The organism is Rahnella sp. P4_A8, assembly GCF_056402435.1.
Map to the genome: position 1 here is coordinate 22,728 of NZ_JBFUHK010000043.1, position 11,062 is coordinate 33,789.

The window sequence follows — 11,062 nt, forward strand, 5'->3', positions numbered from 1 at the left end:
GCGTAATTACCAGTATTTTATACTGGAAAATACTGTACCCATGCGGTTTGTCACTGTTTTTAACCTGACAGTAATAATGTGTTAGTCCGGTGTTTGTAATAAGAATTATTCATACTGCCACGAATGACTTTATTTGCAGTAATAATGAATAGTTATGCCTGTGCGAAACGCACCGGGAGAGAAAATATTCGGAGGATAAAAGGAAAAAATGTTAGCTGGACGGCAGTTGGCAACGCGTGCAGCCTGATAAAGCCGGCCGATATTAATAATATCACCGCAGATAATAGTCAATAACTCTGCCCTTATTTCCTGCATTGCACCATGACAAGCCCCTGCAAGGTGCATCTCACAAACTTCACGCTCAATTTATCCCCTGCCATCACGCCGGTGAGGTTTTGCGGTATGATTCAGACGACTTCGTTTTAAGGGAAACGTTATGAAGCAAATCCGGGTTTTAGCGCAGTATTATGTCGATCTGATGGTCAAGCTGGGGCTGGTGAGATTCTCACTGCTGCTGGCGTCTGCGCTGGTGGTACTGGCAATGATTGTCCAGATGGCGGTCACGATGCTCCTGCGCGGGCAGGTTGAGAGTATCGACGTCGTTCGTTCCATCTTCTTTGGTTTGCTGATCACGCCCTGGGCGGTTTACTTCCTGTCGGTGGTGGTTGAACAACTTGAAGAGTCGCGTCAGCGTTTAGCGCGTCTGGTCGATAAACTGGAAGAAATGCGCCACCGCGACCTCGAACTGAATCAGCAACTCAAAGACAACATCACCCAACTGAATCAGGAAATCGCCGACCGTGTGAAAGCGGAAGAAGCGCGTCTGGCAGTGGTCGATAAGCTGAAACTCGAAATGCAGCACCGCGAACAGGCGCAGATCGAACTGAGCCAGCAATCTGCATTATTACGCTCTTTCCTCGATGCCTCGCCGGACCTGGTGTATTACCGCAACGAAGACAAAGAATTCTCCGGCTGTAACCGGGCGATGGAACTGCTGACCGGCAAAAGTGAAAAGCAACTGATCGGCCTGACTCCCAACGACGTTTATACTCCGGATATCGCCGAGAAAGTGGTCGAAACCGACGAGAAGGTTTTCCGTCACAACGTTTCCCTGACCTACGAACAATGGCTGGTCTATCCGGACGGGCGCAAAGCCTGCTTCGAATTGCGTAAAGTGCCGTTTTATGACCGTATCGGTAAGCGACACGGGCTGATGGGCTTCGGACGCGATATTACCGAGCGTAAGCGCTATCAGGACGCGTTAGAGAACGCCAGCCGTGAGAAGACCACTTTTATCTCAACGATCAGCCACGAGCTGCGTACGCCGCTTAACGGCATCGTCGGGCTGAGCCGCATTTTGCTCGACACCGAGCTGGACAAAGAACAGCACAGCTACCTGAAAACCATTCATGTCAGCGCGATCACCCTCGGCAATATCTTCAACGATATTATTGAAATGGACAAAATTGAGCGCCGCAAAGTGCAGCTTGATAACCAGCCGGTTGATTTCACCGAATTCCTCTCCGATCTGGAAAATCTCTCCGGACTGCTGGCCCAGCCGAAAGGGCTGAAATTTATCATGGAGCCTGACCTGCCGTTGCCGCGCAGTATTACGACGGACGGCACGCGTCTGCGCCAGATTCTGTGGAATCTGATCGGCAACGCCGTCAAATTCACCCGCGAAGGTGAGATTGTGCTGAGCGTGCATTATGAACCGAACGATATGCTGCGATTTGTCGTGCGCGATTCCGGTCTGGGGATCCCGCAGGATGAGCAGGACAAAATCTTTGCCATGTATTATCAGGTGAAAGATCAGAACGGCGGTAAACCGGCGACCGGCACAGGGATTGGGCTGGCGGTCTCAAAACGTCTGGCACAGGCAATGGGCGGCGATATCACCGTCAGCAGCGTGCCGGGTCAGGGTTCCTGCTTTACGCTCGTCGTACGCGCACCAACGCTGGATTCACCGGCTGACCTGGCCAGTGACGAAGAAGACATGCCCTTACCGGCGCTGCACGTGCTGCTGGTCGAAGACATTGAGCTGAACGTCATTGTGGCGCGTTCAGTGCTGGAGAAGTTAGGTAACAGCGTGGAAGTGGCGATGAATGGCCATGATGCGCTGGAGATGTTCGATCCTGACGAATTCGATCTGGTACTGCTGGATATCCAGTTGCCTGACATGACAGGGCTGGATATTGCCCGCAAGCTGCGCACCGATTACGCCGGACAACGTCTGCCGCCACTGATTGCCCTGACAGCAAACGTGCTGAAAGACAAAAAAGAGTATCTCGATGCGGGAATGGATGACGTGCTGAGCAAGCCGCTGTCTGTTTCCGCGCTGACCGCGATGATTCAGCAGTTCTGGGATCATCAGCCTGACGTTTCCGTAGTGGAAAAGGAGCCCGTAGTGATGAAAGACAGCGAATCGTTGCTTGATACCGCCATGCTTGAGCAGTACATCGACCTGGTTGGGGCGAAACTGATTTATCAGAGTGCGGATATGTTTGAAAAAATGATGCCGGGCTATCTGGCTGTGCTTGATTCCAACATGACGGCACGCGATCAAAAAGGGATTGCCGAGGAAGGCCACAAAATCAAAGGCGCGGCGGGTTCTGTTGGCCTGAAACATTTACAGCAACTGGCACAACAAATTCAGACGCCGACATTGCCAGCCTGGTGGGATAACGTTCAGGAATGGATTGATGAGCTGAAGGCCGAATGGCGCAATGACATCAAAGTATTACGTGACTGGACGGCAAACGCTGAAAAAAAATAACCCCGGCCGAGGCCGGGGTGCGCGAATACTGCGCCAACACCAGGGAAAGAGGTAACCCACGATAGTTTTTAGGGTTCGGTTTTCGCAGGTCTTGGAATTCAGGTTTAAAGTCTAATACATCCTGTAGCAATCAACATAACAAATATAAGCAGAACTGTTACAACATTCATTAAAAACTGTGATGTAGATTAGTCTTTGTCTATACAAAACATCAAGTCTTTATCGCAGGATTTTTGACAGAATACAAATGAAGCATGTTGATGTTGTATTGGCGACATGCAATTTTGCTTATGGAAGTGAACAATAGCAGGCGGTTTTGCAGGTGAATTTGCGACATGCCCGTCTATGAAACCGGTTCTATAAATTGAAAAATTTATGCCAACTTGTTGTAATATATGGTTTAAGTGTGAATTTCAGCGAAATGATCTCTCCGGAGCCAAAAGAGATCTGAAATTTATTTTAAATGAAAAAATTTCACTTAGGTTTATGCGTTTTTTATCTGATAAAAAGGTGCACACCCTGCTGATTTTTTAGGTATCACAGGTGTTGTATTTGACTTAGTGCGTTAACGCATTACGGAATAATTGATGAGAATTTATTCACTTTCACTGATCGGAATCATAAATTAATCTTACGTATCTTTTGTTGATTAGTTTACAAAAATTTTACTTTTTTGCTTAAAAATCAGTCGCAGTGAAAAAAGCAAGAGTTCCTGACTGTTTGACGGAACTCCTTGATGGTAGTGGTTTAATCGGAATTTTTCGTTCTGAATGTAAGCAAAAGTTTCATTGTTATTGCTCAATTGTTAGCAATATTGTGCAGCATTTCGCTAGCCTGATCTTGCAGGTTATTATTGAGATTGATTAGATGGTCGGATGTGTTGTGGAAAGCGCCAAATGAATAAAATTACTCGAAAAGGCCTGTTGCGTACGCCGCTGTTATGGCTAAAACGCGCAGTGATACTGTTACTCTGCTTATGGGTAGCGGGCATTCTTCTTTTTTCTTTTTTACCCGTGCCTTTTTCTGCCGTGATGGTGGAGCGCCAGATTTCCGCGTGGCTGACCGGTGATTTTGGTTATGTTGCACATTCGGACTGGGTGCCAATGAGTGAGATTTCCTCACCAATGGCGCTCGCGGTGATGGCGGCGGAAGATCAGAAATTCCCGACTCATTGGGGATTTGATGTCGATGCTATTCAGTCGGTGCTGGATAAAGACGGCGGAAAAATGCGTGGTGCTTCGACATTATCCCAGCAAACCGCTAAAAACCTGTTTCTGTGGGATGGGCGCAGTTGGGTGCGTAAAGGGCTTGAGGCCGGGCTGACCGTGGGTATTGAAACCGTATGGACAAAACGTCGCATTCTGACGGTGTACCTGAATATCGCGGAGTTTGGTGATGGCGTCTTTGGCGTCGAGCAGGCTGCGCAGCATTTCTTCCATAAACCGGCCAGCCGCCTGACTGCGTCTCAGGCCGCGTTACTGGCCGCAGTGTTGCCGAATCCGCATCTGTTTAAGGTGAATGCGCCTTCTGCGTATGTCATACGCCGTCAGCAATGGATCCTGCGTCAGATGAGCCAGCTCGGTGGTGAGTCTTTCCTGCAAGAGCATAAACTGCATTAGAGCGGATGATGTTTACAGTAAAAAAAGGACAGCCTGAGCTGTCCTTTTTGGTTATAACGTACTGAATTATTTCACGTAGCTATTTAACGTAAGTAAAGGCCGTGGTGACGTGTTTAACGCCGCTCACGCCAGCCGCTATCCCAGCCGCTGACTTACCTTCTTCCTGCGTCACCAGACCCAGCAGGAACACTTCGCCGTTTTCGGTGGTGACTTTGACGTTAGATGATTTAACCGAATCACTGGTCAGCAACTGAGAACGGACTTTGGTGGTGATCCACGTATCCATTGACGCTGTGCCCATGCTGACCGGCTTACCGGTACGGATTTCGTTGTACACTTCCGTTGCGCCTTCAACACCCATCGCAATTTGTTTTGCGCGAGAAGCCATATCCGCCGTCGGCGCCTGACCGGTTAACAGGACTTTACCCTGATACGCAGTCGCCACGATGCGGGCTTCGTCTTTCAGTTGTTTATCTTTACTCACCGCATTAGAGACACGGGCTTCCAGCGTGCTGTCATCAACCTGAGTGCCGACCGTACGTGGGTCAGTCGTTGTTTTTGTTGCGACGCCAGCCGCACCAACTACCGCAGCGGCGACACAGCCTTGTAACAGAAGGGCGCTTAACAATACAGCAAAGAGAGGACTCGCCTTCATGGGATCTCCTTAATCGTCCTGGTGTGGGAACAGCGTGTTATCTATCAGGTCACAGAGACAGTTAACTGTGAGCATATGCATTTCCTGAATGCGGGCGCTGCGATGAGAGGGAATACGGATCTCAACATCATGAGGCCCCAGTAAACCCGCCAGCTCGCCGCCGTCATAACCTGTTAATGCGACAATGGTCATATCACGGGTTACCGCTGCTTCAACGGCTTTGACAATATCACGGCTGTTGCCGCGGGTAGAAATGGCCAGCAGAACATCACCCGCCTGACCTAAGGCGCGGACCTGTTTAGCATAAATTTCTTCATGCAGTCGATCGTTGGCAATCGCAGTGAGCACAATGTTATCTGCACATAATGAGATTGCAGGAAGGCTAGGACGTTCAGTTTCAAAACGATTAATCAGACTGGCGGAAAAATGCTGCGCATTTGCCGCAGAGGTGCCATTGCCGCAGCACAGAATTTTATTGCCGTTAAGCAGCGATTGCACCAGCGTCATCGCGGCGCGGGAAATCGCGTCAGGCAAGGCTTCTGCCGCCGCAATCTGAGTTTGGATACTTTCTGTAAAGCAGACTTTGATTCTATCCAGCACGGGTTTTCGTCCAGTCAGTCGTCGTAATATTTATTCCGCATTGAAGGCATCACGCAGCCATTCTATCTGGCTGCCGGTGATGGCAAAAACATCAAAACGGCAAGATGATGTGTCAAAGCTTGCGTTCTTTCCTGCAAGCCAGAAAGAGGCAGCGCGTAACAGGCGCTGCTGTTTTTGAATCGTCACGCTGGCCGCCGCACCACCAAAACTGGCGTTGCGCCGGTAACGGACTTCAACAAACACCCAGGTTTGCTGGTCACGCATGATCATGTCAATTTCACCGGCACGGCAGGCCACATTGGCCGCCACGAAGGTTAACCCGGCTTTTTCGAGATAGCGTCGTGCAAATGCTTCGTATTTATCACCGCACGCCCGCGTTTTTGACAAAAAAGACTTCATCAGTACGTCCTTGTACCTGTAATGGCTGAGAATTCCGATCTCTGTTGAGCTGTTTCAGTTTTCTCTTAAGAAGAAACTGGCACCAGCGAACCCTGACGGTATTGCAGCCATGGCAATTTACGGTGGATCACGCAGTTGCTATTGGCGCTCAATTCTCCGGTGCTGCCGGAAACCTGGAAGCCAGGCAATGTGCGCATCTGGGAGAAATGATTTGCCAGATTCCAGGCATCGATCCCCATCGCATAGAGACGAACCAGCGAATAGTCGTTACCAAACTTCGCGGCTGCCTGCTGCATCAGCGCAGGGTTACCGCCTGCCAGTAAGGGAATATCGCTAAACTGCACGCCTTCCATTTCGAGACGGTAATCCGGACCGGCACCTGCCTGATAGCTGCGCGAACTGGCGTACACTGAAGGATGCACGCGGCCATTCACGGCCAGATCCAGCATCGGTTTAATCAGCGTCAGTTCACTTTGTGTCGCAACAACGTAGACGGAATCCACTGCGCCACCGGTACTGCCTTGCGTAATCTGTGCATCTGTCGGCGGCGCCGGGATGGTAATGCCACCAATTGTGACACCCTGCGCTTGTGCTGGCGCGGCTGCATCACTGGTGGTGACCGGCGTACCGGTCAGGCGGATACCGCTGCCAATAGAAGAACGCAATTCACCGGCGGAACCGAGACCTTGTTTCAGTACGGTTTGCCCGCCCAGTTTCTGCCATTCGTTAGCAAAAGCCTGCGCGATACGGTCGCCGAAGCTGCCACGCGGCACCAGTAACAGCGGCATACGTTTCTGCTCAGACCACATGTGGCGCGCAGCATCCTGTGCCTCGTCTTCCGGCGAGAGCGCAAAGTAACAGATATTCGGGCTGTTTTTCTCAGTTTCTGGCTGATTGAGCGCTAAAACATTCAGAGGCGTCTGGTCAGAAGCGAGTGCGTTCACCTGATCTTTCAGCAGCGGGCCGACAACCAGCGTTGCGCCATCCTGCTGAGCCTGCGTCAGAAGCGCGGCCAGAGGCTGACCATTGGTATCATACACTTTCACCTGCCCGTTGCTGCTGGCCACGGGCGCAGCGGCTGGGGTTGCGGCAGGCTGAGCCTGGGAAGGATCGGTTTGAGACGCGGTATTTTGCGCGCTGGCGTCCGGTGCAGATGTACTGACGGCTGCGTTCGGGTCTGCCGGCGTCTGAGATTGTGCGTTTGGATCGGTCGGTGCCGTTTGTGCCGCTGGCTGGCTGACCTGACCGCTCATTGCCGCATTAAAACCCTGCTGAATGGCATTCCCGTAAACCTGTGCCGGGCCGCTCATTGGCAGAAACAGCGCAATTTTGCCGGTTGAAGCAGGCTGGAAAGTCAGCACATTATTGAGCTGAGTCGGCAGGCTTTTCGCTGCCGGATTCACCGGATAACGGCGCTGCCAGTCTTTAATCCCGGCTTTCAGTAAATCAGGATCCTGCTTGTTGCTTTGCCAGACGCTGAGTAAATCCAGCCATCCCTGCAGCGTATTTTCATCCGCATTGATCACGATGCTGTTGACGTCCTGTGCGGACATCTGCGTCAGCGCCATCCAGGTGCGGTCAATGTTGTCCTGATGCGGCTGACCTTGTACCAGCGGCTCCTGCGCGATATAGGCGCGGATCACGCCAAGGCTGGTGCGCCCCTGACTGGCATCGATTTGCGCCTGATAATAACGGGCTTTCTGATCGTTGGTCAGATCGTGGGGATCCAACTGGCTCAGACTGGTGGCTGCTGCCGGATAATTTTTCAGCGCAACCTGCACTTCTGCACTGGTCAGTTGCTGTTCGACGGTTTGGGCAGCCGTCAGATTTTGCGGCACTTTAGCCAGCTGTTCCGCCGCCTGAGGCGCTTTGCCTTCGCGTATCAGGGCACGCACTGCAAGCAATTGCCAGTCAGCCTTGTTATCATCACCGCTTTGCTGCGCCTGCTGCAAATAATAGTCAGAGCTGCCGGACGCTGCACCCTGGACACTTTCTGTCGGTGCCTGCGGCGCCTGACCTGAACAGCTGGCAAGAAGCATGGCCACGATGATGGCAGGGAGTAAACGTCCCGAACGGGTACGAAAGGTCATTGAGGAAGGCATTCAGTTTCCAGTGATGTTTTTTTAAGATGCTCAATATTAAATCGGCAATCCGGATGAAACAATGAATCAAGACGATCAAGCAGATATTTCTGCCTCAACGCTGTATATCGTACCGACGCCAATTGGCAATTTAGGAGATATAACCCAACGCGCGCTGGCCGTACTGAACAGTGTAGATTTGATTGCTGCAGAAGATACCCGCCATACCGGATTGCTGCTGCAACATTTCGCGATCACGGCAAAAATGTATCCGCTGCATGATCATAATGAACAGCAGAAAGCTGAGCATTTACTGGCGAAATTGCAGGCAGGCCAGACGATAGCGCTGGTCTCGGATGCCGGTACGCCGCTGATCAATGATCCTGGCTATCACCTTGTGCGTCGCTGCCGCGAAGCCGGTATCCGCGTGGTACCGTTACCCGGTGCCTGTGCGGCGATCACCGCGCTTTGTGCCGCCGGTTTGCCCTCTGATCGTTTCTGTTACGAAGGGTTTCTGCCCGCCAAAACCAAATCCCGTAAAGATACGTTGCAGGCATTGATTGAAGAACCCCGCACGCTGATTTTCTATGAATCCACGCACCGCCTGTTGGACAGTTTGCAGGATATGGTCGAAGTCTGGGGGCCAGATCGTTATGTCGTACTGGCGCGTGAACTGACCAAAACCTGGGAAAATATTCACGGTGCGCCGGTGGGTGAACTGCTGGCATGGGTGCAGGAAGTCGAAACGCGCCGGCGCGGTGAAATGGTGCTGATCGTTGAAGGCCATAAGGTCGATACCGAAGCCTTACCGGCGGAAGCCCTGCGCACACTGGCATTGCTGCAAAAAGAACTGCCGCTCAAAAAAGCGGCCGCGCTGGCCGCCGAAATCCACGGTGTGAAGAAGAATGCGTTGTATAAATACGCGCTTGATGAGCAAGAGGGTGACAAATAGGGCGTAATACCCTATTATCCGCCGCGGAGTTGACCAGACAGTCGCCGCTTCTTTGCCGTCCCTTTCGGGGGAGACAGAAGGAGGGGAGGAAAGTCCGGGCTCCATAGGGCAGGGTGCCAGGTAACGCCTGGGAAGCGCGAGCTTACGACAAGTGCAACAGAGAGCAAACCGCCGATGGCCCGCGCAAGCGGGATCAGGTAAGGGTGAAAGGGTGCGGTAAGAGCGCACCGCGCGGCTGGCAACAGTTCGTGGCAAGGTAAACTCCACCCGGAGCAAGGCCAAATAGGGGTTCACATGGTACGGCCCGTACTGAACCCGGGTAGGCTGCTTGAGCCAGTGAGCGATTGCTGGCCTAGACGAATGACTGTCCACGACAGAACCCGGCTTAACGGTCAACTCCACTCTATATAAAACAATGAGTTGGTGTATTCCTGAGGAATGCACCAACTTTTGTTCCCTTCAGGACACTTTCTGTAAACGATATCTTCCGCTCTTCAGCACCACTTTATAATCCCCAAACACTTTCTGATCCGCACTGGCATAAATTATTTTCTCGCGATACTTCACCATGACTTTTTCCTGCCCCGCGATTTCAGTCACCAGCATGATTTTCGGTACTGAAATTTTCGAAGTCATCTTGGCTGTCATCTGGCCGTATGAGGCATTGGATGCTGACAGGAATTTCACGGCGTCAACCGGTTGCCCCTGATGCATCAACTCAAAATGCAAATGGGGGCCGGTGCTGCGTCCGGTATTACCGGAGTAAGCCACGATGCTGCCCTGTTTGATCTCCTGGCCGGCGACGACATTCACTCTGTTCAGATGCAGGTAGCGGCTTTTCCATCCTTGCGGGTGGCGTACCACCACGTAATTGCCAGCGACGGGATGGTACTTCGCTTCAACGACGATCCCTTTTTCTGTGGCAAACACCGGTGTAAACGGTGGGGCGGCAAAATCGGTTCCCTCATGCTGGGAAAAGCGTCGCAAAAGAGGATGCCAGCGCATGCTGAATGCAGAAGTGATCCGTAAAGGAATGTTCAGTGGTGAGCTAAAATGGGGATAACCTGCGGAGACTTCATTAACCGCTTGCGGATGACTGAGCGATGTTTTTTCTCCGGCGACGATAAATAACATCGCCTGAGAAAAAGTGGCAGGAGGATTTTCATTGTCGGCACGTGCTGCACGCAGCAAAACCATTGTGACGGGGGCATCACTTCCTGCTTTTGCCATAAACGGCAGGAGCAGGATGAAAGGAAATATCCGGCGCATGGTTTACAGCCGCTCAATAAAAAAAATCACCAAACCGGCCATCGAAATTGAAGGACCGAAGGGAATGTAATGTTTTTCAGCAGCTGGATGATTTTCATCCAGAGTCCGGCGCTGGTTCAGCACAGTACAGAGCACATACACCATAATGCCTGAGGCTGCCGACCACATGATCAGTTCCGGAATTTTCTCCATTCCCACCCAGACGGTGATCGCAGCCATTAGTTTGACATCGCCATAGCCCAGCCCCTCACGGCCACGCCATTTTTCATACGCTGCCATCACGGCATAAAGCACAAGCCAGATAATGACGGCACCACAAATTGCCGATCGCGGCCCGATATCCGTAATCCCCAATACTGAGCAGAGTAAGCCACTCCATAACAGCAATGACACCAAACTGTCGGGCAAAATCAGATGATTAAAATCAATTACCGTCAGACTGTAAAGCAGACAGAAATAGAGGAAAAAGCAGCAGATCTGAATTTCTGTAAAATGCGGCAGCCCTGCAATCGCCAGTGCGGCAAAAATGCCCCCGCACAGTATTTCGGAAATCAGATACTGTGCGGAGATTGGACTTTCACAATGACGACACTTTCCCTTAAGCCATAACCAACTCAGAACAGGGATATTGTCTCGCTTCATTACGGAAGCACCACATGCCGGGCAATGAGAAGGTGGCCACCAGAGATTCACTTTAACAGCGTCCGGTTC

Annotated in this window: 9 protein-coding genes and 1 other RNA gene; 4 read left to right on the plus strand and 6 right to left on the minus strand. The window is 51.5% G+C overall.

Annotated features, from left to right (window positions below; translation table 11 throughout):
* Positions 1 to 436 precede the first annotated feature (436 nt).
* Positions 437 to 2,776, plus strand: coding sequence for an aerobic respiration two-component sensor histidine kinase ArcB (gene arcB, locus AC1DUO_RS18070; RefSeq protein WP_112198094.1), 2,340 nt, complete (start codon positions 437 to 439; stop codon positions 2,774 to 2,776).
* An 896-nt stretch (positions 2,777 to 3,672) separates the two neighbouring features.
* The gene (mtgA, locus tag AC1DUO_RS18075) at positions 3,673 to 4,395 is read left to right on the plus strand and encodes a monofunctional biosynthetic peptidoglycan transglycosylase (RefSeq protein ID WP_013577232.1); all 723 of its coding nucleotides are present in this window, start codon (positions 3,673 to 3,675) and stop codon (positions 4,393 to 4,395) included.
* 79 nt (positions 4,396 to 4,474) lie between these two features.
* Here the strand turns inward: mtgA and dolP are convergent, their stop codons facing one another.
* From dolP to AC1DUO_RS18095, 4 genes are all read right to left on the minus strand, one after another.
* Positions 4,475 to 5,050, minus strand: coding sequence for a division/outer membrane stress-associated lipid-binding lipoprotein (dolP, locus tag AC1DUO_RS18080; protein WP_013577231.1), 576 nt, complete (start codon positions 5,048 to 5,050; stop codon positions 4,475 to 4,477).
* 9 nt (positions 5,051 to 5,059) lie between these two features.
* Positions 5,060 to 5,650, minus strand: a complete 591-nt coding sequence (gene diaA / locus AC1DUO_RS18085) for a DnaA initiator-associating protein DiaA (protein ID WP_013577230.1) — start codon at positions 5,648 to 5,650, stop codon at positions 5,060 to 5,062.
* Positions 5,651 to 5,680: 30 nt separating this feature from the next.
* Entirely contained in the window at positions 5,681 to 6,049 is a 369-nt protein-coding gene (locus AC1DUO_RS18090; RefSeq protein ID WP_013577229.1) for a YraN family protein, read from the minus strand.
* Between the two features lie 65 nt (positions 6,050 to 6,114).
* Positions 6,115 to 8,151 (minus strand): penicillin-binding protein activator, encoded by a 2,037-nt coding sequence (locus AC1DUO_RS18095; RefSeq protein WP_013577228.1) that lies wholly within the window; start codon positions 8,149 to 8,151, stop codon positions 6,115 to 6,117.
* A 61-nt stretch (positions 8,152 to 8,212) separates the two neighbouring features.
* Here AC1DUO_RS18095 and rsmI point away from each other — a divergent pair, with 61 nt between their 5' ends.
* Both rsmI and rnpB read left to right on the plus strand, forming a co-directional pair.
* Positions 8,213 to 9,082 carry a 16S rRNA (cytidine(1402)-2'-O)-methyltransferase gene (rsmI, locus tag AC1DUO_RS18100; protein ID WP_013577227.1) on the plus strand — a complete coding sequence of 290 codons (870 nt, stop codon included), beginning with the start codon at positions 8,213 to 8,215 and terminating at the stop codon, positions 9,080 to 9,082.
* A gap of 25 nt (positions 9,083 to 9,107) precedes the next feature.
* An RNA gene (rnpB, locus tag AC1DUO_RS18105) (RNase P RNA component class A) lies at positions 9,108 to 9,486 on the plus strand.
* Between the two features lie 55 nt (positions 9,487 to 9,541).
* On the opposite strand, the gene AC1DUO_RS18110 is transcribed toward rnpB, so the two are convergent.
* Positions 9,542 to 10,351 (minus strand): M23 family metallopeptidase, encoded by an 810-nt coding sequence (locus AC1DUO_RS18110; protein WP_119262136.1) that lies wholly within the window; start codon positions 10,349 to 10,351, stop codon positions 9,542 to 9,544.
* A gap of 3 nt (positions 10,352 to 10,354) precedes the next feature.
* Positions 10,355 to 11,062: prepilin peptidase (locus AC1DUO_RS18115; RefSeq protein ID WP_477988195.1), on the minus strand; the 708-nt coding region annotated here is incomplete at its 5' end.

Excerpts from the sequence above, each read along its gene's own strand:
- arcB (WP_112198094.1), top strand. The coding sequence starts at position 437 with ATGAAGCAAATCCGGGTTTTAGCGCAGTATTATGTCGATCTGATGGTC.
- mtgA (WP_013577232.1), top strand. The coding sequence starts at position 3,673 with ATGAATAAAATTACTCGAAAAGGCCTGTTGCGTACGCCGCTGTTATGG.
- dolP (WP_013577231.1), bottom strand. The coding sequence starts at position 5,050 with ATGAAGGCGAGTCCTCTCTTTGCTGTATTGTTAAGCGCCCTTCTGTTA.
- AC1DUO_RS18090 (WP_013577229.1), bottom strand. The coding sequence starts at position 6,049 with ATGAAGTCTTTTTTGTCAAAAACGCGGGCGTGCGGTGATAAATACGAA.
- AC1DUO_RS18095 (WP_013577228.1), bottom strand. The coding sequence starts at position 8,151 with ATGCCTTCCTCAATGACCTTTCGTACCCGTTCGGGACGTTTACTCCCT.
- rsmI (WP_013577227.1), top strand. The coding sequence starts at position 8,213 with ATGAATCAAGACGATCAAGCAGATATTTCTGCCTCAACGCTGTATATC.
- AC1DUO_RS18110 (WP_119262136.1), bottom strand. The coding sequence starts at position 10,351 with ATGCGCCGGATATTTCCTTTCATCCTGCTCCTGCCGTTTATGGCAAAA.